Here is a 26,009-nt window from a genome sequence, read left to right on the forward strand (position 1 = left end):
ACAGGCAGGATATGCCTGATACCTGGAGAGCCTTTCTTGAGCCAGGAATACACTGAAGACAAAGAAGTCACACTATCGAAGCTAAGCAGCGGACGTCGTCTCCTCGAGGCTTTGCTGATCGTTATTGCCCTTTTTGCCGTCTGGCTGATGGCAGCCTTACTCAGTTTCAACCCCTCCGATCCCAGCTGGTCGCAAACCGCGTGGCATGAGCCTATCCATAATTTAGGTGGCGTACCCGGAGCCTGGCTTGCGGACACGCTCTTTTTCATTTTCGGTGTGATGGCCTACACCATTCCCGTCATAATCATTGGCGGATGCTGGTTTGCATGGCGTCATCGTCAGAACGATGATTACATCGACTATTTTGCGGTTTCCCTGCGCCTGATTGGCGCCCTGGCGCTGATCCTCACCTCCTGCGGGCTGGCGGCGATTAATGCCGATGATATCTGGTACTTCGCCTCCGGTGGGGTGATTGGCAGCCTGCTGAGCTCTGCGCTACAGCCGATGCTTCACAGCAGCGGCGGCACGCTGGCGCTGCTCTGCATCTGGGCGGCCGGGCTGACGCTGTTTACCGGCTGGTCATGGGTGAGCATTGCCGAGAAGATCGGCAGCTTTATTCTGACGATCCTGACCTTTGCGAGCAACCGTACCCGCCGCGACGACACGTGGGTCGATGAAGAAGAATATGAAGATGAGTACGAAGAGGAAGACGATGCGCCGGTGCAACGTCGTGAATCTCGTCGTGCCCGTATTCTGCGCGGTGCCCTGGCGCGTCGCCAGCGCGTTGCTGAAAAATTTGCCAACCCGCTTGGACGTAAAACCGATGCGGCGCTCTTCTCCGGTAAGCGTATGGATGAAGACGAGCAGGTGGAGTACCGCTCAGCGGGTAGTACAGTCGATCCTGATGATGTGCTTTTCTCCGGCAACCGTGCGATGCCGGGTGATTTCGATGAATACGATCCGCTGCTTAACGGCCATACCGTTACCGCACCGGTTGCCGCGGCCGCAGCCGCAACGACAGCATCACAGGCGTATGCCGCGCCTGTCGAAGCCGTGATGCCATCCGCGCCGGTTCCGCCTCCGGAATCCGCTATTCAGCAGCCTCAGGTTGCCTGGCAGACCGCGCCGGGTGTCCACACGCCGGAGCCTGTTATCGCGCCGGAACCAGAGAGCTATATCCCCGTGCAACAGGAGCAGTGGCAGCAGCCCTATCAGCAGCCGCAACCTGAGTATGAACAGCAGCACTATGAGCAGCCTGTGGCCCAGCCTTATCAGGAGTACGTGCCTGAACCGGTTGAACCTGTGCAGCCTTATGTCGAGCCTCAGCCTGAACCTGAGGTGGTGGAAGAGGTGAAACCGTCTCGTCCGCCAATGTACTATTTTGAAGAAGTTGAAGAACGCCGTGCTCGTGAGCGCGAACAGCTGGCGGCATGGTATCAGCCTGTGCCTGAACCGGTGCAGGAACCTGCTCCAAAAGCCCCGTCGGTTTCGGTTCCACCGGTCGACCCGACGCCTGCTGTTGCCCCCGTAGCGGAAAGCGTGAAGCAGGCTACCGCAGCCGCAGCGGCGGCGGCACCTGTCTTTAGCCTGGCAACGGGCGGTGCGCCGCGTCCGCAGGTGAAAGAGGGAATTGGTCCGCAATTGCCTCGCCCTAACCGCGTCCGCGTTCCAACCCGTCGTGAGCTTGCCTCCTATGGGATCAAGCTGCCTTCCCAGCGGATGGCCGAAGAGAAAGCGCGTGGGACGGACTACGAAGATGAGGCTGATGAAATGCAGCAGGACGAGCTGGCGCGCCAGTTCGCCGCGCAGCAGAATCAGCGCTACGGTGAAGACTATCAGCATGATGAACCGATGCTGGAAGACGAAGATGACGCGGCTGAAGCCGAATTAGCGCGTCAGTTTGCGGCAACCCAGCAGCAGCGTTACTCAGGTGAACAGCCAGCTGGTGCGAACCCGTTCTCATTATCGGATTTCGAGTTCTCGCCGATGAAAGATCTGGTGGATGATGGCCCGAGCGAGCCACTGTTCACCCCGAGCGTGATGCCTGAAGCAGAGCCTGTGCGCCAGCAGCCAGCGCCGCAGGCACAGACTTACGCGCAGCCGCAGCAACCTGTTCAGCAGCCGTATGCGCAACCGCAGCAGCCACAACAGCAGCCGCCGCAGTACCAGCAGCCAGCACCGCAGCCGCAGGAGAGCCTGATTCACCCGCTGCTGATGCGTAACGGTGATAGCCGTCCGCTGCAGCGTCCGAGCACGCCGCTGCCTTCGCTGGATTTGTTGACGCCGCCACCGGCTGAAGTCGAACCGGTTGATACGTTTGCCCTGGAGCAGATGGCCCGTCTGGTGGAAGCCCGTCTGGCAGACTTCCGCATCAAGGCGGACGTGGTGAACTACTCGCCCGGTCCGGTGATCACCCGCTTCGAACTGAACCTGGCGCCGGGCGTCAAAGCCGCGCGTATTTCTAACCTCTCCCGCGACCTGGCGCGTTCTCTGTCTACCGTGGCGGTACGTGTGGTCGAAGTGATTCCGGGTAAACCGTACGTTGGCCTTGAGCTGCCGAACAAGAAACGTCAGACCGTTTACCTGCGTGAAGTGCTGGATAACACCAAGTTTCGCGATAACCCATCTCCGCTGACCGTGGTGTTGGGTAAAGATATCGCCGGCGACCCGGTAGTAGCAGACCTCGCGAAAATGCCTCACCTGCTGGTAGCGGGTACCACCGGTTCCGGTAAATCGGTCGGCGTGAACGCCATGATCCTGAGCATGCTCTACAAAGCGCAGCCTGAAGACGTGCGTTTCATCATGATCGACCCGAAAATGCTCGAACTGTCGGTCTACGAAGGCATTCCGCACCTGCTGACGGAAGTGGTCACCGACATGAAGGACGCCGCCAACGCCCTGCGCTGGAGCGTCAATGAAATGGAGCGTCGCTACAAGCTGATGTCTGCGCTGGGCGTGCGTAACCTGGCCGGTTATAACGAGAAGATCGCCGAGGCGGCGCGCATGGGTCGTCCGATTCCGGACCCATACTGGAAGCCGGGTGACAGCATGGATGCCCAGCATCCTGTGCTGGAGAAACTGCCTTATATCGTCGTGCTGGTGGATGAATTCGCCGACCTGATGATGACCGTCGGGAAGAAAGTGGAAGAGCTGATCGCGCGTCTGGCACAGAAAGCGCGTGCGGCAGGTATTCACCTGGTGCTGGCGACCCAGCGTCCGTCCGTGGACGTTATCACCGGTCTGATTAAGGCGAATATTCCGACCCGTATTGCGTTTACCGTTTCGAGCAAAATCGACTCCCGTACCATCCTTGACCAGGGCGGCGCTGAGTCGCTGCTGGGAATGGGTGACATGCTGTACTCCGGCCCGAACTCCACCTCTCCGGTGCGCGTACACGGCGCGTTTGTTCGCGACCAGGAAGTACACGCCGTGGTGCAGGACTGGAAGGCGCGCGGACGTCCGCAGTACGTTGACGGCATTACCTCCGACAGCGAAAGCGAAGGCGGCGGTGGTGGCTTTGACGGCGGCGAAGAGCTGGATCCGTTATTCGACCAGGCGGTTAATTTCGTTACTGAAAAACGCAAAGCGTCCATCTCTGGCGTGCAGCGTCAGTTCCGCATCGGCTATAACCGCGCGGCGCGCATCATCGAGCAGATGGAAGCGCAGGGCATTGTGAGCGAGCAGGGGCACAACGGTAACCGTGAGGTGCTGGCTCCGCCGCCGTTTGATTAACCTTCAGCGATTGCAAAGAAGGGTAAATCAGCAAAAATTAAGCATATTCTTCTGTCGCCTGCCTTCGGGCAGGTCCAGAATAGAAACGGAAACCCCATTTCGGGAAGACGTATTTTAAGGAATAACAATGAAAAAAATCGCCATCGCCTGTGCATTACTCACCAGTTTTGTAGCCAGCAGCGTCTGGGCTGATGCAGCCAGCGACCTTAAAAGCCGACTGGATAAAGTAAGCAGCTTCCACGCCAGCTTCACGCAAAAAGTGACGGACGGCAGCGGCAACGCGGTGCAGGAAGGACAGGGTGATTTGTGGGTGAAACGCCCCAATCTGTTTAACTGGCACATGACCCAGCCGGATGAGAGCATCCTGGTTTCTGACGGTAAAACCCTGTGGTTCTTCAACCCGTTTGTTGAGCAGGCCACTGCGACCTGGCTGAAAGACGCGACCAGCAACACACCGTTTATGCTGATCGCCCGCAACCAGACCAGCGACTGGCAGCAGTACAACATTAAACAGAACGGTGATGAATTTGTCCTGACGCCGAAAGGCAGCAACGGCAATCTGAAGCAGTTCACCATCAACGTAAGCACCAACGGTACCATTAATCAGTTCGGCGCGGTTGAGCAGGACGATCAGCGCAGCAGCTACCAGCTTAAGTCTCAGCAAAACGGCGCCGTTGACGCATCGAAATTCACCTTTACCCCGCCGCAGGGCGTAACGGTGGACGACCAACGCAATAAGTAAGAGGCGTGAGTGAGCAACCTGTCGCTCGATTTTTCAGATAATGCGTTTCAACCTCTGGCCGCCCGTATGCGGCCAGAAAATTTAGCGCAGTACATCGGTCAGCAGCATCTGCTGGCTGCGGGGAAACCCTTGCCGCGCGCTATTGAGGCGGGGCATCTGCACTCCATGATCCTCTGGGGGCCGCCCGGCACCGGAAAAACCACGCTCGCTGAAGTGATCGCCCGCTATGCCAACGCGGACGTTGAGCGTATCTCGGCGGTAACGTCTGGCGTGAAGGAGATCCGCGAGGCGATCGAGCGCGCGCGTCAGAACCGTAATGCCGGACGCCGCACCATTCTCTTTGTCGATGAAGTCCACCGCTTCAACAAGAGCCAGCAGGATGCTTTCCTGCCGCACATTGAGGACGGGACGATCTTCTTCATTGGTGCGACCACCGAAAACCCGTCGTTTGAACTCAACTCGGCCCTGCTGTCCCGCGCCCGCGTCTACCTGCTTAAATCCCTGACCACGGAAGATATCGAAAAGGTTCTGACCCAGGCTATGGACGACAAAGCGCGGGGTTACGGCGGGCAGGATATCGTTCTGCCTGACGACACGCGACGTGCGATTGCGGAGCTGGTCAACGGCGATGCGCGCCGCGCGCTGAACACGCTCGAAATGATGGCCGATATGGCCGAAGTGGACGATGCGGGCAAGCGCGTATTGAAGCCTGAACTGCTCACGGAAATTGCCGGCGAGCGCAGCGCGCGTTTCGATAATAAAGGCGACCGTTTCTACGACCTGATCTCGGCGCTGCATAAGTCCGTACGCGGCAGCGCGCCGGATGCGGCGCTCTACTGGTACGCACGTATCATTACCGCAGGTGGCGATCCGCTATACGTTGCGCGCCGCTGTCTGGCGATTGCGTCAGAAGATGTTGGCAATGCTGATCCACGCGCCATGCAGGTTGCGCTTTCAGCCTGGGACTGCTTCACCCGCGTAGGCCCGGCGGAAGGCGAACGCGCCATTGCGCAGGCGATTGTCTATCTGGCCTGCGCGCCGAAAAGCAATGCGGTCTATACCGCGTTCAAAGCGGCGATGTCGGATGCGCGCGAGCGCCCGGACTACGATGTGCCGGTTCATCTGCGCAATGCGCCAACCAAACTGATGAAAGAGATGGGTTACGGGCAGGAGTATCGCTACGCCCATGATGAGCCTAACGCCTACGCCGCCGGGGAGGAATATTTCCCGCAGGAGATGGCACAAACGCGCTATTATCATCCCACAAACAGAGGTCTTGAAGGCAAGATTGGTGAAAAGCTCACCTGGCTCGCCGGACAGGATCAAAATAGCCCTATAAAACGCTACCGTTAGTTCAATCGTTGCGGTAATGTTGGCAATTGTATCCTTGTGACCGCAGGCTGTGGTCACATTTCCTATTTTAATTCGATAAGCACAGGATAAGCATGCTCGATCCCAATCTGCTGCGTAATGAGCCAGACGCAGTCGCTGAAAAACTGGCACGCCGGGGCTTTAAGCTGGATGTAGATAAGCTGCGCGCTCTTGAAGAGCGTCGTAAAGTACTGCAGGTACAAACTGAAAATCTGCAGGCAGAGCGTAACTCTCGATCGAAATCCATTGGCCAGGCGAAAGCGCGCGGGGAAGATATTGAGCCATTACGCCTGGAAGTGAACAAGCTGGGTGAAGAGCTGGATCAGGCGAAAGCGGAGCTGGACGTTCTTCAGGCCGAAATTCGTGACATCGCTCTGGCTATCCCGAACATTCCTGACGACAGCGTGCCTGTCGGCAAAGACGAGAACGACAACGTTGAAGTGAAGCGCTGGGGTACGCCTCGCGAGTTTGACTTCGAAGTGCGCGATCACGTGACGCTGGGCGAAATGCACGCGGGCCTGGACTTTGCCGCTGCGGTTAAGCTGACCGGCTCTCGCTTCGTAGTAATGAAAGGTCAAATTGCCCATCTGCACCGTGCCCTGGCGCAGTTCATGCTGGATCTGCACACCGAGCAGCACGGCTACAGCGAAACCTATGTTCCGTATCTGGTTAACCACGATACGCTGTACGGTACGGGCCAGCTGCCGAAATTTGCCGGCGATCTGTTCCATACCCGTCCGCTGGATGAAGAAGCAGACAGCAGCAACTATGCGCTGATCCCAACCGCGGAAGTGCCGCTGACCAACCTCGTGCGTGATGAGATCATTGACGAAGACGATCTGCCAATCAAGCTGACGGCACACTCTCCGTGCTTCCGTTCAGAAGCCGGTTCTTACGGTCGCGACACCCGTGGTCTGATCCGTATGCACCAGTTCGACAAAGTCGAGATGGTGCAGATCGTCCGTCCGGAAGAATCCATGGACGCGCTGGAAGAGATGACTGGCCATGCGGAAAAAGTGCTGGAGCTGCTGGGCCTGCCGTATCGCCGCATGGCGCTGTGCACCGGTGACATGGGCTTTGGTGCCTGCAAAACCTTCGACCTGGAAGTCTGGGTGCCTGCACAGAATACCTACCGTGAAATCTCCTCCTGCTCTAACGTCTGGGATTTCCAGGCGCGCCGCATGCAGGCACGCTGCCGCAGCAAATCTGACAAGAAAACCCGTCTGGTGCATACCCTGAACGGTTCTGGTCTGGCTGTTGGCCGTACGCTGGTTGCCGTGCTGGAAAACTACCAGCAGGCAGATGGCCGCATCGAGATCCCTGAAGTGCTGCGTCCATACATGAAAGGCCAGCAGTACATCGGCTAATTCTTTGCCTCACAACAAAAAAGCGCCTTCGGGCGCTTTTTTTATGCCTCTGAATTGACACGACGCAATACCCCCTCCCTCTAAAGTAGTAATACTCCTCCGAATGAAAGTCAGCATAAGACGCTGATAACGAAGTAATTCGTTATTTACAAAACTATATAGCGGTTCGTGCCGCCTCTTTTTTCTTTGTGAGCAACCAAAGTGAGTCTCTATGAAAATCAAAGCGCCTGAAGCGTTAATGGCTGCCGAGGTCACTCGCCGTGGGTTGATGAAAACCACGGCAATAGGCGGCCTGGCTGTAGCCAGCAGCGCCTTCACGCTCCCTTTTACCCGGCTGGCGTCGGCGGCGGACGCACTATCCGCAGCCGCAGCTCCGGAAAAAGTGGTGTGGAGTGCGTGTACCGTAAACTGCGGTAGCCGTTGTCCGCTGCGTATGCACGTGGTGGATGGCGAAATTAAGTATGTCGAAACCGACAACACCGGGGACGATAACTACGAAGGGTTACACCAGGTTCGCGCCTGCCTGCGCGGTCGCTCCATGCGTCGCCGCGTCTACAACCCGGATCGTCTGAAATACCCAATGAAGCGTGTCGGTAAGCGTGGGGAAGGGAAGTTTGAGCGCATTAGCTGGGACGAAGCCTACGACATTATCGCCACCAACATGCAGCGCCTGATCAAAGAGTACGGCAACGAGTCCATCTATCTGAACTATGGCACCGGGACGCTGGGCGGCACGCTGACCCGCTCCTGGCCACCGGGTAAAACGCTGGTCGCGCGTCTGATGAACTGCTGCGGCGGTTATCTCAACCACTACGGCGACTACTCTTCTGCACAGATTGCCGCAGGTCTGAACTATACCTATGGCGGCTGGGCCGACGGCAACAGCCCGTCCGATATCGAAAACAGTAAGCTGGTCGTCCTGTTCGGTAACAACCCGGGCGAAACCCGCATGAGCGGCGGCGGGGTGACGTACTACCTCGAACAGGCCCGCGCCAAATCTAATGCCCGCATGATCATTATCGATCCGCGCTATACCGACACCGGTGCCGGGCGCGAAGATGAGTGGATCCCCATTCGTCCCGGTACCGATGCGGCACTGGTTTCCGCGCTGGCGTGGGTGATGATTACTGAAAACCTCGTCGATCAGCCGTTCCTTGATAAATACTGCGTCGGTTATGACGAGAAAACGCTGCCAGCCAGTGCCCCTGCCAATGGTCACTACAAGGCATATATTCTCGGCCAGGGCAGCGACGGCGTAGCGAAAACGCCGGAGTGGGCCTCCACCATCACCGGTATTCCGGTCGAGCGCATTGTTCAGCTGGCGCGTGAGATAGGTTCAGCTAAACCGGCCTACATCAGCCAGGGCTGGGGACCGCAGCGTCATGCGAATGGTGAAATCGCCACCCGCGCTATCTCCATGCTTTCAATTCTGACCGGCAACGTCGGCGTTCATGGCGGTAACACCGGCGCGCGCGAAGGTTCTTATGAAGTGCCGTTTGAGCGGATGCCGACGCTGGATAACCCGGTTCAGACCAGCATCTCCATGTTTATGTGGACTGACGCAATCGAGCGCGGTCCGGAAATGACCGCGCTGCGCGACGGCGTTCGGGGCAAAGACAAGCTGGATGTGCCGATCAAGATGATCTGGAACTACGCCGGCAACTGCCTTATCAACCAGCACTCGGAAATCAACCGCACCCATGAAATTCTGCAGGACGACAAGAAGTGCGAGATGATTGTGGTGATCGACTGCCACATGACCTCCTCGGCAAAATATGCCGATATTCTGCTGCCGGACTGCACCGCGTCTGAGCAGATGGATTTCGCGCTGGACGCTTCCTGCGGCAACATGTCCTACGTGATCTTTACCGACCAGGCCATCAAACCGCGCTTCGAGTGCAAAACCATCTATGAGATGACCTCCGAACTGGCGAAGCGATTGGGCGTCGAACAGCAGTTTACCGAAGGGCGTACTCAGGAAGGGTGGATGCGCCATCTGCACGAGCTCTCTCGTAAAGCAATTCCCGATCTGCCGGACTTCGACACCTTCCGCAAGCAGGGCATGTACAAGCAGCGTGACCCGGAAGGGCATCACGTGGCGTATAAAGCGTTCCGTGAAGATCCGCAGGCGAATCCGCTGACCACGCCGTCGGGCAAAATCGAAATCTACTCCGAAGCGCTGGCAAAAATCGCGTCTACCTGGGAGCTGCCGGAAGGAGATGTTATCGATCCGCTGCCGATCTACACGCCGGGGTTCGAAAACTATAACGATCCGCTGACGGCGAAATTCCCGCTGCAGCTGACCGGTTTCCACTATAAGGCGCGTGTGCACTCCACCTACGGCAACGTTGACGTACTGAAGGCCGCCTGCCGCCAGGAGATGTGGATCAACCCGATGGATGCCAAAGCACGTGGTATCCGTAACGGGGATCGCGTGCGTATCTTTAACGGTCGCGGCGAGGTACACATTGAAGCCAAAGTGACACCGCGCATGATGCCTGGCGTAGTGGCACTGGGGGAAGGGGCCTGGTACAGCCCGGATGCCAACCGCATCGACCAGGCAGGCAGTATTAACGTCCTGACCACGCAGCGTCCGTCGCCGCTGGCGAAAGGCAACCCGTCTCACACAAACCTTGTCCAGGTTGAAAAGGTTTAAGGAGTAACCGATGACAACCCAGTATGGATTTTTCATTGATTCCAGCCGTTGCACCGGGTGCAAAACCTGCGAGCTGGCCTGTAAAGATTATAAAGATCTCACCCCGGACGTGAGCTTCCGCCGCATTTACGAATACGCCGGGGGCGACTGGCAGGAAGATAACGGCGTCTGGCATCAGAACGTCTTTGCCTATTACCTGTCGATTGCCTGTAACCACTGTGAAGATCCGGCCTGCACCAAGGTGTGCCCGAGCGGGGCGATGCACAAGCGGGAGGACGGTTTTGTGGTGGTGGATGAAGATGTCTGCATCGGCTGTCGCTACTGCCATATGGCGTGCCCGTACGGCGCGCCGCAGTACAACGCCGCCAAAGGACATATGACCAAGTGCGACGGCTGCCACAGCCGCGTAGCGGACGGCAAAAAGCCAATCTGCGTAGAGTCCTGCCCGCTGCGCGCGCTGGATTTTGGTCCGATAGAAGAGCTGCGTCAGAAACACGGCCAGCTTGCCGCAGTGGCACCGCTGCCGTCCGCGCACTTCACCAAGCCGAGTATTGTCATTAAACCTAACGCCAACAGCCGTCCGACGGGTGACACCACCGGCTACCTGGCAAATCCGAAGGAGGTGTGAGATGGGAAGTGGATGGCATGAATGGCCGCTGATGATCTTCACGGTCTTTGGGCAGTGCGTAGTGGGCGGCTTTATTGTTCTGGCGCTGGCGCTGTTAAAAGGGAACCTCAATGCCGAACAGCAGCAGCGTTTAGTGTTGAGCATGTTTGGCCTGTGGGTGCTGATGGGGATTGGATTTATCGCCTCTACGCTGCACCTGGGCTCACCGATGCGCGCGTTTAACTCCCTGAACCGCGTGGGGGCGTCGTCGCTCAGTAACGAAATTGCCAGCGGGGCAATCTTCTTTGCCGTCGGCGGGCTGGGGTGGCTGCTGGCTGCGTTGAAGAAATTGCCTGCGGGCCTGCGCAGCCTGTGGCTGATCGTCACCATGGTACTGGGCGTGGTGTTCGTGTGGATGATGGTGCGCGTCTATAACACCATCGATACCGTTCCAACCTGGTACAGCGTCTGGACGCCGATGAGCTTCTTCCTGACGATGTTTATCGGCGGGCCGCTGCTGGGCTACCTGCTGCTGCGCGTGGCGGGGGTAAACGGTTGGGCAATGCGTCTGCTGCCAGCCGTTTCGCTGCTGGCGCTGGTGGTGAGCGCGATGGTCGCCCTGATGCAGGGGGCCGAGCTGGCAACCATTCACAGCTCTATCCAGCAGGCTTCTGCGCTGGTGCCGGACTACGGTTCGCTGATGGCCTGGCGTGTGGTGTTGCTGGCAGCTGCGCTGGTGTGCTGGATCGGCCCTCAGCTTAAAGGTTATCAGCCTGCACTGCCGCTCCTGTCACTGGCTTTTGTGCTGGTGCTGGCAGGGGAGTTAATTGGTCGCGGTGTGTTTTACGGCCTGCATATGACGGTCGGTATGGCTATCGCCAGCTAATTTCATTTTTCGTTATAAAAAGCCGGGACATAGCGCCCGGCTTTTCTTTTTTTCATTCATGAAATTTTTCGACTGTCGTTTTGTTTTAATTTCGGTCATTAATAAATAAAAACAGATACATAATTAATATCTATAGCAGGCGCTGCATTAGCAGGATAAGTTTTTTAAATCGACAGGGAACATATTGTGCGAGCCGGCTAAATCTGTGGATTGACTTTGTTTTTGCCAGTGGCATGATGCGCACGAAATCTGAACTTCCTCACGGTTTTTAATCCATGACCACCTATACCCGGCCAGTGCTCCTGTTGCTCTGTGGCCTGCTTCTGTTGACCCTGGCGATCGCCGTGCTAAACACGCTCGTCCCGCTGTGGCTCGCCCATGAAAACTTACCGACCTGGCAGGTGGGTATGGTCAGCTCGTCCTTTTTCACCGGGAACCTGTTGGGCACATTATTAACCGGTAGCCTGATTAAGCGTTTTGGCTTTAATCGCAGCTATTATCTGGCCTCGCTGATTTTCGCTGCCGGGTGCGCCGGTCTGGGTCTGATGGTGGGCTTCTGGAGCTGGATGGCATGGCGCTTTATCGCCGGCGTCGGCTGCGCGATGATTTGGGTGGTGGTTGAAAGCGCGCTGATGTGTAGCGGTACCTCCCGCAACCGCGGACGTCTGCTGGCGGCCTATATGATGGTTTACTACGTCGGTACCGTTCTGGGTCAACTGATGGTCAGCAAACTGCCAACCGACCTGATGAGCGTGCTGCCGTGGGTAACCGGCATGGTGCTGGCCGCGATCCTGCCGCTGCTCTTTACGCGCATTGTGAACCAGAACAGCGAACATCAGGAAGCGACCCACGTCTGGCCGATGTTGAGACTTCGTCAGGCGCGTCTGGGCGTAAACGGCTGCATTATTTCGGGAATTGTACTGGGCTCGCTCTATGGCCTGATGCCGCTCTACCTGAATCATCAGGGCGTCAGCGATTCCGGAATTGGTTTCTGGATGGCGGTGATGGTCAGTGCAGGTATTGTGGGGCAATGGCCGATTGGCCGCCTGGCGGACCGCTTTGGTCGTCTGCTGGTGCTGCGCGTTCAGGTCTTCGTGGTGATCATGGGATGCCTTGCGATGCTCAGCAACGCCGCGATGGCGCCTGCACTGTTTATTCTCGGGGCCGCAGGATTCACGCTTTACCCGGTCGCGATGGCGTGGGCCTGTGAGAAAGTAGAACATCACCAGCTCGTGGCAATGAACCAGGCGCTATTATTAAGCTATACCATCGGTAGCCTGCTGGGACCGACATTTACCGCGATGCTGATGCAGAATTATTCCGACAATTTGCTGTTTATCATGATTGCCAGCGTGTCGTTTATTTATCTCCTGATGCTGCTGCGCAAAGCGGGCGAGCATCCAACCCCTGTGGCGCACGCCTGATTAAATAAAAGCCTGTCGATGACAGGCTTTTTTGTCCCTGTCACATATAAGACTTTTACGCATTGTTTGTTTTTCCCGCCTGGCGATAATTCAAATGAGTTCTACCACAAAAGGCAACAATCATGTCTATACGTCGTTTTTCCACTACCGCACTTGCCGTAGTGTTGTCTTTAACGTTTGCAACGGCTCCGGTCATGGCTAATCCTGGAAACGGGAATGGCGGTGGTCATGGAAACAGTGGCGGACAAGGTAATGGCGGCAATCATGGTAACGGAAATTCTGGTAATTCCGGTAACCATGGTAATAAGCAAAATAGCGGAAAGGAAAACCCTGGAAAATCGGATAAGAGCTTCAAAAACAGCAAAGATGTCGGTAATGACGTCGACGCTCGCGTGAGCTTCGATCATGCTCGCCACCTGGCACTGAATTATGGCTTAACGGGCTATGAGTCTCTGCCTCCGGGGATTGCGAAAAACCTCGCACGCGGTAAACCGCTTCCTCCGGGCATTGCGAAGAAGACCGTACCAGCCTCTATGCTCGGCCAGCTTCCTTCCTACCCGGGCTATGAATGGCGCGTGGTCGGGGACGATCTGGTCTTAATTGCGCTGAGTACGGCGATTGTGACCTCCGTAATTAACGGCGTCTTTAAATAGAATATAAAAAGGCCCGGTTCTTACCGGGCCTTCTCTTTAATACATGACCTTGTGGCCGTACTGCTCAAGAATACCTTTCACGCGTTCCATCGTCTCTTTTTTCGGCGGCTTCACGCCATCAAGCTTGTACTCTTCGCCCATCGCCACCCATTTATGTTTACCCAGTTCGTGATAGGGCAGAAGCTCGATTTTCTCGACGTTGCCCATGTCGCGGGTAAATTCACCCAGGCGATGCGCGGAGTCATCGTCATCTGACCAGCCGGGAACAACAACGTAGCGGATCCAGGTTTTGATGCCTTTATCGGCGATGTACTTGGCAAACTCCAGCGTACGGTGGTTAGAAACACCAACCAGATTCTGGTGGATCTCATCGTTCATCTGTTTGAGATCGAGCATCACCAGATCGGTCACGTCGAGCAGTTCATCAATGACCGGATCGTAGCGGCGCACAAAGCCGTTGGTGTCGAGACAGGTATGAATGCCTTCTTTATGGCAGGCGCGGAACCAGTCGCGGACAAACTCAGCCTGAAGAATAGCTTCACCGCCGGACGCGGTCACGCCACCGCCGGATGCGTTCATAAAGTGGCGGTAGGTCACCACCTCTTTCATCAGATCTTCCACGGTGACTTCTTTACCGCCGTGCGTGTCCCAGGTGTCGCGGTTATGGCAGTACAGGCAGCGCATCAGGCAGCCCTGGAAAAAGGTAATAAAGCGGATCCCCGGGCCATCGACGGTGCCACAGGATTCAAAGGAGTGAATGCGACCAATAGTTGACATTGCGGTGATATCTCCGAATTTGGCCCATCCGGGGGCCTGTGTAGTTGCACAGCTCAAAGGCTATGTCGAGTCTGTTTTGGCTGTTATCCATAAAGTATAGATAGCGGACAAAAGAGACTGGTGAAGCGAGGGTGTTAAAAAGGCCCCACTTGCGTGGAGCCTTTATTGTACGCTTTTTAACGCGTGATTTCAGTCAATTCCACTTACATGGACTGAGTGAAAGTACGGGTGATAACGTCCTGCTGCTGTTCTTTCGTCAGGGAGTTAAAACGTACTGCGTAGCCAGATACGCGGATGGTCAGCTGAGGATATTTCTCAGGATGTTCCATCGCGTCGAGCAGCATTTCACGGTTCATTACGTTCACGTTCAGGTGCTGACCACCTTCGATGGACGCTTCGTGGTGGAAGTAACCATCCATCAGACCCGCGAGGTTAGTTTTACGCACTTCGTCGTCTTTACCCAGCGCGTTTGGCACGATAGAGAAGGTGTAAGAGATACCATCTTTCGCGTAAGCAAACGGCAGTTTAGCAACGGAGGTCAGAGAAGCTACAGCACCTTTCTGGTCACGACCGTGCATTGGGTTAGCACCTGGGCCAAATGGCGCGCCAGCACGACGACCGTCTGGGGTGTTACCGGTTTTCTTACCATACACAACGTTAGAGGTGATGGTCAGAACAGACTGAGTCGGGATAGCGTTACGGTAGGTAGTGAGTTTCTGAATTTTCTTCATGAAACGTTCTACCAGGTCAACCGCCATGTCATCAACGCGAGCGTCGTTGTTACCAAACTGCGGGTATTCGCCTTCGATTTCGAAGTCTACGGCCAGGCCGTCTTCGTCACGAATTGGTTTAACTTTCGCGTATTTGATTGCAGACAGGGAGTCAGCCGCAACGGACAGACCTGCGATACCACACGCCATGGTGCGGATAACGTCACGGTCGTGCAGCGCCATCAGAGAGGCTTCGTAGCTGTACTTGTCGTGCATGTAGTGGATAACGTTCAGCGCGGTCACGTACTGCTTAGCCAGCCAGTCCATGAAGTGGTCCATGCGCTCCATGACTTCGTCATAGTTCAGCACGTCACCTTTAATTGGCTCAGACTTAGGACCAACCTGCATTTTCAGTTTTTCATCAACGCCGCCGTTGATAGCGTACAGCATGGTTTTCGCCAGGTTTGCACGCGCACCGAAGAACTGCATTTGTTTACCAACAACCATTGGGCTTACGCAGCAAGCGATAGCGTAGTCGTCGTTGTTGAAGTCCGGACGCATCAGGTCATCGTTCTCGTACTGCAGAGAAGAGGTGTCGATGGACACTTTAGCGGCGAATTTCTTGAAGTTCAGAGGCAGTTTTTCAGACCACAGAACGGTGATGTTTGGCTCCGGAGAAGGACCCATGGTGTACAGGGTGTTCAGGAAGCGGAAGCTGTTTTTGGTTACCAGCGTACGGCCGTCAACGCCCATACCGCCGATAGATTCGGTTGCCCAGATTGGGTCACCAGAGAACAGTTCATCATATTCTGGGGTACGCAGGAAGCGAACCATACGCAGTTTCATGACCAGGTGGTCAATCATTTCCTGAGCGTCTTGCTCGGTGATTTTACCTGCTTTCAGGTCACGTTCGATGTACGCATCCAGGAAGGTGGATACGCGGCCGAAGGACATTGCTGCACCGTTCTGAGACTTAACAGCGGCCAGGTAGCCGAAGTAGGTCCACTGGATAGCTTCCTGAGCGTTGGTCGCAGGACCAGAGATATCGCAGCCGTATTTAGCCGCCATCTCTTTGATCTGACCCAGCGCGCGGTGCTGTTCAGCAATTTCTTCACGCAGACGGATAGTCGCTTCCAGGTTTACGCCGTTTTCCAGGTCAGACTGCAGGGAAACGAACTGCGCGTATTTGTCTTTCATCAGGAAGTCGATACCGTACAGCGCAACGCGACGGTAGTCACCGATGATACGGCCACGGCCATAGGCATCTGGCAGACCGGTCAGAACGCCAGATTTACGGCAGTTCAGAATGTCTTTGGTATAAACATCGAATACGCCCTGGTTATGGGTTTTGCGGTATTCGGTGAAGATTTTTTTCAGCATTGGATCCAGCTCGCGGTTATACGCTTTGCAGGAACCTTCAACCATTTTGATACCACCGAACGGGATGATGGCGCGTTTCAGTGGTGCTTCAGTCTGCAGACCAACAATTTTCTCAAGGGCTTTGTTGATGTAGCCAGCATCGTGAGAAGTGATGGTGGATGCAACGGAGGTGTCAAAATCAACTGGCGCGTGAGTGCGGTTTTCCAGTTTAACGCCTTCCATTACGCTGTCCCACAGCTTGGTGGTCGCGTCAGTTGCGCCAGCCAGGAAGGATTCGTCACCTTCATACGGGGTATAGTTTTTCTGAATGAAGTCACGGACGTTGACTTCATTCTGCCAGTCACCTTTCGCAAAACCTTCCCAGGCTGTGGCTAACTTTTCATTAAGCTCGGACATGTAACACCTACCTTCTTAAGTGGATTTTTTATTTACTGCCTGAGACAACCATTAATGATGGTCGCCGCCACGCAGGTAAATGACCCAGTATGTCAACCCAACTAACAGACCCCCACCGATAATGTTCCCGATAGTGACGGGGATCAGGTTATCAGTAATGAAATTCATAATAGTCAGGTGAGAGAAACTTTCCGGGGATGAACCAACTGCGGTCCAGAACTCCTGGCTTGCAAAGTTGCGGATAACAATCCCCATCGGGATCATGAACATATTCGCAATACTGTGCTCGAAGCCGCTGGCAACAAACATCGCAACCGGCAGAACCATAATCATGGCTTTATCCATCAGGCTACGGCCAGAGTAGCTCATCCAGACCGCCAGGCAGACCATCAGGTTTGCGAGGATGCCGAGAGCAACGGCTTCGATAAATGTGTGATGCATTTTGTGGTCAGCGGTTTGCAGGACATTAAGCCCCCAGCCACCGTTGGCGGTCATATACTCGCCAGAGAGCCACATCAACAGAACAAAGAGCAGACAGCCAATCAGGTTACCAACGTAGACGTTAAGCCAGTTGCGCGCCAGTTGACCCCAGGTAATTCTTCCGCTGGCTTTCGCCACAACAATCAGCACCGTTGAGGTGAAGAGGTCGGCGCCGCAAATGACGCAGAGAATCAGACCCAGTGAGAAGCAAATGCCGCCAATCAGTTTGGCCATGCCGAAAGGCATTCCGGCAGTACCGGTGGTGGCGGTGATGTAGAAGACGAAAGCGATAGAGATGAACACACCAGCGGTGATCGCCAGATAGAACGTCTTCATCGGGTGTTTCGTTGCTTTATAGACACCCGCTTCTTCGGCAACTTTTGCCATCGCGGCGGGGAGTAAAAGATCAAAAGGGTTGTCAGCTTTCACACTAACTCTCTCTTTATTAAGTCGGCGACGAGATACTAACAAAGCATTATAGAAGAGAAATTGATATAGATCATATCTCGCCTGGCTTATAGGCCCGCAGTATGTATGGTTTTACAACAAATGCGGAGTAAGTATTTGATTATCCGTATAAAAATAAATTTTAAAAGTTATGAAAAGAGTTGAATTTTTTCGTTCGGCCCCCTTCGAAACAGTTAATTAATATGGAGTATTTACCATAAAAAGTAACAATAAAGCCCAGGCAAATATTATTATATTTACCCGTGTTTAACTTTATTATTACAATCAACAATCATTGCCGAAGAGAATAAAAAAAGGGGCAATGAAATTGCCCCGTAATATAGCCCAGACGATTAAATACGCCTACTGCCGTTAATGTTATATGCGCTTATTTTGACCAGTAAGCGGCTTTTGCTTTCTGCAGCTTTTCATAGGCCTTCAGCAGAGACTGATGCGCCGGGAAGGCTTTCAGATCGCTGTCAACCGCCTGCAGACCGTAGAACGGCTCTTCACCGCTCAGCGCCGCGCTGGCGGCTTCAACCGCTTCAGCACCGTACATACGTACGAAAGCGTTCAGGTACTGCAGTGGCTCGCGATCGTCTTCCTGAGCAAGCAATAGCAGGGTTTGCAGGCAGCGGTAATAGTTGGTGCGCTCGGCGGAGAAGACCGACTGGTTAAACTCCATGGTCCATTCTGTCCAGGCCAGAGCCTGATCCAGATCGCCGCCCGCGAGGGCCAGCATCGCTTTCAGTTCACCGATGCGCAGCGTGTACCAGCCGTTGTCTTTCCCGGTCGCCAGACCCAGCAACTCGCGCACGCGGGTAAAGTCATCGTGGCCTTCATCGTCCAGCTGGGCTATCAGGTTAAGATAATCTTCTTTTTCCCACTCGCTGCCCGGCAGAGCCAGCAGCGTTTCGCGCAGATGGGCGCCCATGCTGTTGTTCGCCAGCCACAGATCTTCCGCCGGGTAGATATCGGACATGCCTGGTACGATGATGCGGCACGCGTAAACGCCCAGGTGTTCGTAGTCGGCAATGTAGACTTCCTGATCTTCGGCGTCGAAGATTGCCATCAATGTAGCGAACTCTTCTTCAGTGGTACCGGCAAAGCTCCAGTCCACGAACGGATAGTCCGCGTCCTGCTTGAACATATCCCAGGAGATTAAACCGCTGGAGTCGATGAAGTGGGTTTCGAGGTTGGTGTGCTCGGCCACTTCTTCATCGTCAAACGTTGGCGGGGTGAATACGTCGAGATCTTTCAGGCTACGGCCCTGCAGCAGCTCGGTCACGGTACGCTCCAGCGCCACGCCGAAGTCAGGGTGCGCGCCGAAGGAGGCGAAGCAGGTTCCGTTAGTCGGGTTAAACAGCACGACGCAGATAACCGGATATTTACCGCCCAGCGAGCCGTCATACGCAAAGATTGGGAAACCTTCCGCTTCCAGTTTGGCGATGGATTCCACCACGCCCGGGTAGCGCGCCAGCACGTCTGCCGGAATTTCAGGCAGGCTGATGGATTCGGCAATAATGCGGTTTTTGATATGACGCTCGAAGACTTCAGAGAGACCCTGCACGCGCGCTTCATTGCGGGTGTTACCGGCGGACATACCGTTAGACACATACAGGTTGCCGACGATGTTCATCGGGATATAGACGGTCTGCTCGTCAGACTGACGGGTGAACGGCAGGGCGCAGATCCCACGCTCTTCATTCCCAGACTGCAGATCGATCAGCATGCTGGCGGTCAGTTCGTTTTCCGGATCGTAGAAGGCACGCAGACGGCCATCCAGAATGCCTTCCGGCAGTTCATCGTCTTCGGTCAGCGGGAACCATTTTTCGTTCGGATAGTGAACGAACGGGCCGTTGGCGATGGTTTCACCCAGCCAGAAGTCAGCGAAGAAATAGTTGGTGGACAGACGCTCAAAATACTCACCCAGCGCAGAGGCCAGTGCCGCTTTTTTCGTCGCACCTTTACCGTTGGTAAAGCAGAGCGCGCAGTCTTTGTCGCGAATGTGCACGGACCAGACGTGAGGCACCGGGTTCAGCCAGGAGGCTTCTTCGATGTTAAAGCCCAGGTCGGTCAGTTTCTGCTGGAAGCGAGCGATGGAATCTTCCAGAGCGGCGTCTTTGCCGGGGATAAACGTTTGAGTCATGGCGTTCACTTTTATCGTACGTAAAGCGCGCAATGATACGGGTTTTGCGTGACGGGTGCTATCTCCGGCGAAAATAAATGGCTGAGCTATGCTTAGTAGCAGTAACTGACTGTTAAGGCATAGAAAAATGAAAGCATTTGATCTCCAGCGGATGGCGTTTGATAAAGTTCCACCTGAATTTCTGGGCGAAGTGGCGCTGCGCAGCCTGTATACCTTCGTACTCGTCTTCCTGTTTCTCAAAATTACCGGCCGTCGTGGCGTTCGTCAGATGTCGCTGTTTGAAGTGCTGATCATCCTGACGCTGGGCTCGGCTGCGGGGGACGTCGCGTTTTATGACGACGTGCCGATGGTGCCGGTGTTTATCGTTTTTGTTTCCCTCGCCTTGCTTTACCGGCTGGTGATGTGGCTGATGTCAAAAAGTGAAAAGCTGGAAGATCTGCTTGAAGGGAAACCGGTCGTTATTGTCGAGGACGGTCAACTGGCCTGGGAAAATGTGCAAAGCGCCAATATGACCGAGTTTGAGTTCTTTATGGAGCTGCGCCTGAATAGCGTTGAACAGCTCGGACAGGTGCGGCTGGCGATCATGGAAACCAATGGGCAAATCAGCGTCTATTACTATGCTGACGACGACGTTAAGCCCGGCCTGTGTATCCTGCCGGATATGTTAGTAGAACGGTTCAGGGTGATACCTGAAACCGGGGAGTATGCATGTATAAAATGTAGTCATGTTGTGGGGATGCATGCGGGCGATCATCAATTATGCCCTCGTTGTGCAAATCCGGAATGGACAAAGGTTAGCCGGGCTAAACGCCTCGTCTGACAGCGATTTTGTCGGTTTTGTGACGACGAGGCGGCAGATTGTTTTGTGTGACGAAGGGCACATTTCCCCGGTCATAAGTTTTAGACATTGCGGCGCGTGTCACTGAATGATAAAACCGATATCCACAGTTATAACTTATGGCTTTTAGCGTGGTGAGGGGAAATGGCTCAAGTCTTTAATTTCAGTTCAGGTCCGGCAATGTTACCGGCAGACGTGCTCAAACAGGCTCAACAGGAGCTGTGTGACTGGAACGGTCTGGGTACGTCGGTGATGGAAATCAGCCACCGTGGTAAAGCGTTTATTCAGGTGGCGGAAGAGGCAGAAAAGGATTTTCGCGATCTGCTGAACATTCCCTCGAACTACAAAGTATTGTTCTGTCACGGCGGTGGACGCGGCCAGTTTGCGGGCATCCCGCTCAATCTGCTGGGCGACAAAACCACCGCTGATTACGTCGATGCCGGCTACTGGGCAGCCAGTGCGTTAAAAGAAGCGCACAAATACTGCACGCCGAACGTTATCGACGCCAAAGTGACCGTTGACGGTCTGCGCGCCGTGAAGCCGATGAGCGAGTGGCAGCTGTCTGACAACGCCGCGTATCTCCACTACTGCCCGAACGAAACCATCGACGGCATCGCCATTCACGAAGAGCCAGACTTTGGCGACAATGTCATTGTGACGGCGGACTTCTCTTCAACCATTCTGTCCACTCCGCTGGACGTCAGCCGCTACGGCGTCATTTACGCAGGTGCTCAGAAAAACATCGGTCCTGCTGGGCTGACTATTGTCATCGTCCGTGAAGACCTGCTGGGGAAAGCCCATAAGTCCTGCCCGTCAATCCTGGATTACACCGTCCTGAATGACAACGACTCCATGTTCAACACCCCACCTACGTTTGCCTGGTATCTCTCCGGCCTGGTCTTCAAATGGCTGAAGCAAAACGGCGGCGTGGCGCAGATGGACAAGATCAATCAGCAGAAAGCCGAACTGCTGTACGGCACGATCGACAAGAGCGATTTCTACCGTAACGATGTGGCGAAAGCGAACCGTTCCCGCATGAACGTACCGTTCCAGCTGGCAGACAGCAGCCTGGACAGCGTGTTCCTGGAAGAGTCGTTCGCGGCGGGTCTGCACGCGCTGAAAGGCCATCGTGTGGTTGGCGGGATGCGTGCCTCTATCTATAACGCCATGCCGCTGGAAGGCGTTAAAGCCCTGACCGATTTCATGATCGACTTCGAACGTCGTCACGGTTAATTTGCTGTTTTTCACCCCCGCAGCGTCCCTGCGGGGTTTTTATTATGTTGAGTTGAGAGTTTAGTTTTCATGGAATCCCTGACGTTACAACCTATCGCGCGGGTAGATGGCACCATCAATCTGCCTGGTTCAAAAAGTGTCTCGAACCGCGCTCTGCTGCTGGCAGCTCTGGCAAACGGCACCACCGTCCTCACCAACCTGCTGGACAGCGATGACGTGCGCCATATGCTCAATGCGCTGAAAGCGTTGGGCGTTCATTACACACTCTCTGACGATCGTACCCGCTGCGAAGTGACCGGCAACGGCGGCGCGCTGCAGGCGAGTGACGAGCTTGAACTGTTTCTGGGTAACGCGGGTACCGCGATGCGTCCGCTGGCGGCAGCCCTGTGCCTCGGGAGCAATAACATCGTGCTGACCGGCGAGCCGCGCATGAAGGAGCGTCCGATCGGCCATCTGGTAGATGCCCTGCGTCAGGGCGGCGCGCAGATTGAGTATCTGGAGCAGGAAAGTTACCCGCCACTGCGTCTGCGCGGGGGCTTTACCGGCGGTACCGTCGAGGTTGACGGCAGCGTCTCCAGCCAGTTCCTGACGGCGCTGCTGATGACCGCGCCGCTGGCCCCGCAGGATACGGTTATCACGATTAAAGGTGAGCTGGTCTCCAAACCGTATATTGATATTACGCTGCATCTGATGAAAACCTTCGGCGTTGAGGTTGAAAACCAGTCTTATCAGCGCTTTGTCGTGCGTGGGGCGCAGCAGTACCAGTCGCCGGGCAACTACCTGGTTGAAGGCGATGCTTCATCCGCATCCTATTTCCTTGCCGCTGGCGCGATTAAAGGCGGTACGGTAAAAGTGACCGGCATTGGCCGCAACAGCGTGCAGGGCGATATTCGTTTTGCTGACGTGCTGGAAAAAATGGGCGCGGTTGTCACCTGGGGGGATGATTTCATCTCCTGTACCCACGGTGAGCTGAACGCCATCGACATGGACATGAACCATATCCCGGATGCGGCGATGACCATTGCCACGGCGGCGCTGTTTGCCAAAGGCACCACCACGCTGCGCAACATTTATAACTGGCGCGTAAAAGAGACGGACCGCCTGTTCGCGATGGCAACCGAGCTGCGTAAAGTCGGCGCTGAGGTAGAAGAGGGCGAAGATTACATTCGCGTTACCCCTCCGGCAAAACTGAACTTTGCTGAAATCGGGACCTATAACGATCACCGTATGGCGATGTGTTTCTCGCTGGTGGCGCTGTCCGATACCCCTGTGACCATTCTCGATCCGAAATGTACGGCGAAAACCTTCCCGGACTATTTCGAACAGCTGGCGCGCATTAGCACCCTGGCATGATGAAGTCTTGCCGCATCACCTGATGCGGCATTTCCTTACGCTTCCTGACGATCTTTCCCGCTCATTTCTTCTACACTCTGCTTCTATCATTCCGTAATTTGCACGCAAAGGTAACAGTTGCGCACGTTGGCGCGTATAATGCGCGGCGTTCATGTTAACGGTATGCCTTATTTAAGGAGAAAAAGATGACGGCAGTTGCCCCGGTAATCACCATTGATGGGCCGAGTGGCGCAGGGAAAGGTACTCTGTGCAAAGCGATGGCGGAAGCATTGCAATGGCATCTTTTAGATTCGGGAGCAATCTATCGCGTGCTGGCGCTGGCTGCGCTGCATCATCACGTGGATGTCGCCTCTGAAGAAGCGCTGGTACCGCTGGCTGCGCATCTGGATGTGCGTTTTGTTTCTACCGATGGCAACCTGGAAGTGATCCTGGAAGGGGAAGACGTGAGCGGCGAAATCCGTACGCAGGAAGTCGCTAATGCGGCCTCCCAGGTGGCGGCTTTCCCACGCGTTCGTGAGGCGCTGCTGCGTCGCCAGCGAGCGTTTCGTGAAGCCCCGGGTCTGATCGCTGATGGACGCGACATGGGAACCGTGGTCTTCCCTGATGCGCCAGTAAAAATCTTCCTTGACGCCTCTTCGGAAGAACGTGCTCAACGCCGTATGCTTCAGTTGCAGGAAAAGGGGTTTAGTGTTAACTTTGATCGCCTTTTATCCGAGATAAAAGAGCGCGATGACCGCGATCGTAACCGCGCCGTCGCACCGCTTGTTCCTGCAGAAGATGCATTAGTTCTGGATTCAACCAGTTTAACTATTGAGCAAGTGATTGAAAAAGCGCTACAATATGCGCGCCAAAAACTGGCACTCGCGTAATCGCGACCGATTTAGCAGTACCCCCGCTGCAATGGATTGACGGCGGGTATGTGAAACAACCCCATCCGGCACGGAGCCAGGTGGACGTTAATATTAACCTGAAGATTAAACATGACTGAATCTTTTGCTCAACTGTTTGAAGAATCCTTAAAAGAAATCGAAACCCGTCCGGGTTCCATCGTTCGCGGTGTTGTTGTTGCTATCGACAAAGACGTAGTACTGGTTGACGCCGGTCTGAAATCTGAGTCCGCCATTCCGGCTGAGCAGTTCAAAAACGCCCAGGGCGAGCTGGAAATCCAGGTTGGTGACGAAGTTGACGTTGCTCTGGACGCAGTAGAAGACGGCTTCGGCGAAACCCTGCTGTCTCGTGAGAAAGCTAAACGTCACGAAGCATGGATCACGCTGGAGAAAGCTTACGAAGAAGCTGAAACTGTGGTCGGTGTTATCAACGGCAAAGTTAAAGGTGGCTTCACTGTTGAGCTGAATGGTATTCGTGCGTTCCTGCCAGGTTCACTGGTAGACGTTCGTCCAGTCCGTGACACCCTGCACCTCGAAGGCAAAGAGCTTGAGTTCAAAGTAATCAAGCTGGACCAGAAGCGTAACAACGTTGTTGTTTCCCGTCGTGCCGTTATCGAATCCGAAAACAGCGCAGAACGCGATCAGCTGCTGGAAAACCTGCAGGAAGGCATGGAAGTCAAAGGTATCGTTAAGAACCTCACTGACTACGGCGCATTCGTTGACCTGGGCGGCGTTGATGGCCTGCTGCACATCACCGACATGGCGTGGAAACGCGTTAAGCACCCAAGCGAAATCGTGAACGTGGGCGACGAAATCACTGTTAAAGTGCTGAAGTTCGACCGCGAGCGTACTCGTGTATCCCTCGGCCTGAAACAGCTGGGCGAAGATCCATGGGTAGCTATCGCTAAGCGTTACCCAGAAGGTACTAAACTGACTGGTCGCGTAACCAACCTGACCGACTACGGCTGCTTCGTTGAAATCGAAGAAGGCGTTGAAGGCCTGGTGCACGTTTCCGAAATGGACTGGACCAACAAAAACATCCACCCATCCAAAGTTGTTAACGTTGGTGATGTAGTGGAAGTGATGGTTCTGGATATCGACGAAGAACGTCGTCGTATCTCCCTGGGCCTGAAGCAGTGCAAAAACAACCCATGGCAGCAGTTCGCGGAAACCCACAACAAGGGCGACCGTGTTGAAGGTAAAATCAAGTCTATCACTGACTTCGGTATCTTCATCGGCCTGGACGGCGGCATCGATGGCCTGGTTCACCTGTCTGACATCTCCTGGAACGTTGCAGGCGAAGAAGCAGTTCGTGAATACAAAAAAGGCGACGAAATCGCTGCAGTTGTTCTGCAGGTTGACGCAGAGCGTGAGCGTATCTCCCTGGGCGTTAAACAGCTCGCAGAAGATCCGTTCAACAACTGGGTTGCACTGAACAAGAAAGGCGCAATCGTAAACGGTAAAGTGACTGCAGTTGACGCTAAAGGCGCAACCGTAGAACTGGCTGACGGCGTTGAAGGTTACCTGCGCGCTTCTGAAGCTTCACGTGACCGCGTTGAAGATGCCACTCTGGTTCTGAACGTAGGCGACGACGTTGAAGCTAAGTTCACCGGCGTTGACCGTAAGAACCGTGCAATCAGCCTGTCTGTACGTGCTAAAGACGAAGCTGATGAGAAAGATGCAATCGCAACTGTTAACAAACAGGAAGATGCAAACTTCTCTAACAACGCAATGGCTGAAGCTTTCAAAGCAGCTAAAGGCGAGTAATATCAGGTTCTCAGCATCATTTGAGCTGTAACGCATTTACAGCGCGAAGGATGATGAGCAGACTTGACAGATTGCAGGATTCGTCCTGTAATCAATAACAAAGGGCGGCTACGGCCGCCCTTGTTTAATGAGCTGTTCAGCTAATTGGTTTGAA

General features: G+C 54.8%; 18 protein-coding genes. 14 read left to right on the plus strand and 4 right to left on the minus strand.

Annotation, left to right across the window (positions count from 1 at the left end; translation table 11 throughout):
• The first annotated feature begins 36 nt into the window (after nt 1–36).
• The 9 genes from IM294_RS12355 to IM294_RS12395 all read left to right on the plus strand — a co-directional run bounded on the left by IM294_RS12355 (nt 37) and on the right by IM294_RS12395 (nt 13,438).
• Nucleotides 37–3,732 carry a DNA translocase FtsK 4TM domain-containing protein gene (locus IM294_RS12355; RefSeq protein WP_126817669.1) on the plus strand — a complete coding sequence of 1,232 codons (3,696 nt, stop codon included), beginning with the start codon at nt 37–39 and terminating at the stop codon, nt 3,730–3,732.
• A 127-nt stretch (nt 3,733–3,859) separates the two neighbouring features.
• Nucleotides 3,860–4,474 carry an outer membrane lipoprotein chaperone LolA gene (gene lolA / locus IM294_RS12360; RefSeq protein WP_028012557.1) on the plus strand — a complete coding sequence of 205 codons (615 nt, stop codon included), beginning with the start codon at nt 3,860–3,862 and terminating at the stop codon, nt 4,472–4,474.
• Between the two features lie 9 nt (nt 4,475–4,483).
• Nucleotides 4,484–5,827: a replication-associated recombination protein RarA gene (gene rarA / locus IM294_RS12365; RefSeq protein WP_028012558.1), complete on the plus strand. Its 1,344-nt coding sequence runs from the start codon at nt 4,484–4,486 to the stop codon at nt 5,825–5,827.
• 92 nt (nt 5,828–5,919) lie between these two features.
• Nucleotides 5,920–7,212 (plus strand): serine--tRNA ligase, encoded by a 1,293-nt coding sequence (gene serS / locus IM294_RS12370; protein WP_008499983.1) that lies wholly within the window; start codon nt 5,920–5,922, stop codon nt 7,210–7,212.
• Between the two features lie 211 nt (nt 7,213–7,423).
• Nucleotides 7,424–9,868 (plus strand): dimethylsulfoxide reductase subunit A, encoded by a 2,445-nt coding sequence (dmsA, locus tag IM294_RS12375; protein ID WP_028012559.1) that lies wholly within the window; start codon nt 7,424–7,426, stop codon nt 9,866–9,868.
• Nucleotides 9,869–9,878: 10 nt separating this feature from the next.
• Entirely contained in the window at nt 9,879–10,496 is a 618-nt protein-coding gene (locus IM294_RS12380; RefSeq protein ID WP_014883208.1) for a DMSO/selenate family reductase complex B subunit, read from the plus strand.
• A gap of 1 nt (nt 10,497) precedes the next feature.
• On the plus strand, nt 10,498–11,361 hold the full coding sequence (locus tag IM294_RS12385) for a dimethyl sulfoxide reductase anchor subunit family protein (protein WP_028012560.1): 864 nt from the start codon (nt 10,498–10,500) through the stop codon (nt 11,359–11,361).
• 275 nt (nt 11,362–11,636) lie between these two features.
• The gene (locus tag IM294_RS12390) at nt 11,637–12,785 is read left to right on the plus strand and encodes an MFS transporter (protein ID WP_045261768.1); all 1,149 of its coding nucleotides are present in this window, start codon (nt 11,637–11,639) and stop codon (nt 12,783–12,785) included.
• Nucleotides 12,786–12,907: 122 nt separating this feature from the next.
• On the plus strand, nt 12,908–13,438 hold the full coding sequence (locus tag IM294_RS12395) for an anti-virulence regulator CigR family protein (RefSeq protein WP_047368209.1): 531 nt from the start codon (nt 12,908–12,910) through the stop codon (nt 13,436–13,438).
• A gap of 36 nt (nt 13,439–13,474) precedes the next feature.
• On the opposite strand, the gene pflA is transcribed toward IM294_RS12395, so the two are convergent.
• The 4 genes from pflA to ycaO form a co-directional block, all read right to left on the minus strand.
• Nucleotides 13,475–14,215 (minus strand): pyruvate formate lyase 1-activating protein, encoded by a 741-nt coding sequence (pflA, locus tag IM294_RS12400; RefSeq protein ID WP_028012563.1) that lies wholly within the window; start codon nt 14,213–14,215, stop codon nt 13,475–13,477.
• Between the two features lie 203 nt (nt 14,216–14,418).
• The gene (gene pflB / locus IM294_RS12405; protein WP_023338210.1) at nt 14,419–16,701 is read right to left on the minus strand and encodes a formate C-acetyltransferase; all 2,283 of its coding nucleotides are present in this window, start codon (nt 16,699–16,701) and stop codon (nt 14,419–14,421) included.
• Between the two features lie 51 nt (nt 16,702–16,752).
• Nucleotides 16,753–17,610, minus strand: coding sequence for a formate transporter FocA (gene focA, locus IM294_RS12410; RefSeq protein WP_193360351.1), 858 nt, complete (start codon nt 17,608–17,610; stop codon nt 16,753–16,755).
• A 406-nt stretch (nt 17,611–18,016) separates the two neighbouring features.
• On the minus strand, nt 18,017–19,777 hold the full coding sequence (gene ycaO, locus IM294_RS12415; protein WP_185860340.1) for a 30S ribosomal protein S12 methylthiotransferase accessory factor YcaO: 1,761 nt from the start codon (nt 19,775–19,777) through the stop codon (nt 18,017–18,019).
• Nucleotides 19,778–19,904: 127 nt separating this feature from the next.
• On the opposite strand from ycaO, the gene IM294_RS12420 reads away from it, so the two are divergent.
• The 5 genes from IM294_RS12420 to rpsA all read left to right on the plus strand — a co-directional run bounded on the left by IM294_RS12420 (nt 19,905) and on the right by rpsA (nt 25,855).
• On the plus strand, nt 19,905–20,597 hold the full coding sequence (locus IM294_RS12420; protein ID WP_028012566.1) for a DUF421 domain-containing protein: 693 nt from the start codon (nt 19,905–19,907) through the stop codon (nt 20,595–20,597).
• Nucleotides 20,598–20,759: 162 nt separating this feature from the next.
• Complete coding sequence (serC, locus tag IM294_RS12425) at nt 20,760–21,848, plus strand: 3-phosphoserine/phosphohydroxythreonine transaminase (RefSeq protein ID WP_047368210.1); 1,089 nt, start codon at nt 20,760–20,762, stop codon at nt 21,846–21,848.
• 69 nt (nt 21,849–21,917) lie between these two features.
• Entirely contained in the window at nt 21,918–23,201 is a 1,284-nt protein-coding gene (aroA, locus tag IM294_RS12430; RefSeq protein WP_126326577.1) for a 3-phosphoshikimate 1-carboxyvinyltransferase, read from the plus strand.
• A gap of 185 nt (nt 23,202–23,386) precedes the next feature.
• Nucleotides 23,387–24,070, plus strand: coding sequence for a (d)CMP kinase (cmk, locus tag IM294_RS12435; RefSeq protein ID WP_013097305.1), 684 nt, complete (start codon nt 23,387–23,389; stop codon nt 24,068–24,070).
• A 111-nt stretch (nt 24,071–24,181) separates the two neighbouring features.
• Nucleotides 24,182–25,855, plus strand: coding sequence for a 30S ribosomal protein S1 (gene rpsA / locus IM294_RS12440; protein ID WP_008499966.1), 1,674 nt, complete (start codon nt 24,182–24,184; stop codon nt 25,853–25,855).
• Nucleotides 25,856–26,009 lie beyond the last annotated feature (154 nt).

Origin of the sequence: Enterobacter cloacae complex sp. P43RS (assembly GCF_014930585.1) — a bacterium.
GTDB lineage: Bacteria > Pseudomonadota > Gammaproteobacteria > Enterobacterales > Enterobacteriaceae > Enterobacter > Enterobacter bugandensis.

Bases quoted from the DNA above. Each gene is read 5' to 3' on its own strand.
- pflA (WP_028012563.1), bottom strand. From the start codon at position 14,215: ATGTCAACTATTGGTCGCATTCACTCCTTTGAATCCTGTGGCACCGTC.
- cmk (WP_013097305.1), top strand. From the start codon at position 23,387: ATGACGGCAGTTGCCCCGGTAATCACCATTGATGGGCCGAGTGGCGCA.
- ycaO (WP_185860340.1), bottom strand. From the start codon at position 19,777: ATGACTCAAACGTTTATCCCCGGCAAAGACGCCGCTCTGGAAGATTCC.
- lolA (WP_028012557.1), top strand. From the start codon at position 3,860: ATGAAAAAAATCGCCATCGCCTGTGCATTACTCACCAGTTTTGTAGCC.
- IM294_RS12380 (WP_014883208.1), top strand. From the start codon at position 9,879: ATGACAACCCAGTATGGATTTTTCATTGATTCCAGCCGTTGCACCGGG.
- IM294_RS12420 (WP_028012566.1), top strand. From the start codon at position 19,905: ATGAAAGCATTTGATCTCCAGCGGATGGCGTTTGATAAAGTTCCACCT.
- IM294_RS12390 (WP_045261768.1), top strand. From the start codon at position 11,637: ATGACCACCTATACCCGGCCAGTGCTCCTGTTGCTCTGTGGCCTGCTT.
- dmsA (WP_028012559.1), top strand. From the start codon at position 7,424: ATGAAAATCAAAGCGCCTGAAGCGTTAATGGCTGCCGAGGTCACTCGC.
- aroA (WP_126326577.1), top strand. From the start codon at position 21,918: ATGGAATCCCTGACGTTACAACCTATCGCGCGGGTAGATGGCACCATC.
- serC (WP_047368210.1), top strand. From the start codon at position 20,760: ATGGCTCAAGTCTTTAATTTCAGTTCAGGTCCGGCAATGTTACCGGCA.
- serS (WP_008499983.1), top strand. From the start codon at position 5,920: ATGCTCGATCCCAATCTGCTGCGTAATGAGCCAGACGCAGTCGCTGAA.
- rpsA (WP_008499966.1), top strand. From the start codon at position 24,182: ATGACTGAATCTTTTGCTCAACTGTTTGAAGAATCCTTAAAAGAAATC.
- IM294_RS12385 (WP_028012560.1), top strand. From the start codon at position 10,498: ATGGGAAGTGGATGGCATGAATGGCCGCTGATGATCTTCACGGTCTTT.
- IM294_RS12395 (WP_047368209.1), top strand. From the start codon at position 12,908: ATGTCTATACGTCGTTTTTCCACTACCGCACTTGCCGTAGTGTTGTCT.
- pflB (WP_023338210.1), bottom strand. From the start codon at position 16,701: ATGTCCGAGCTTAATGAAAAGTTAGCCACAGCCTGGGAAGGTTTTGCG.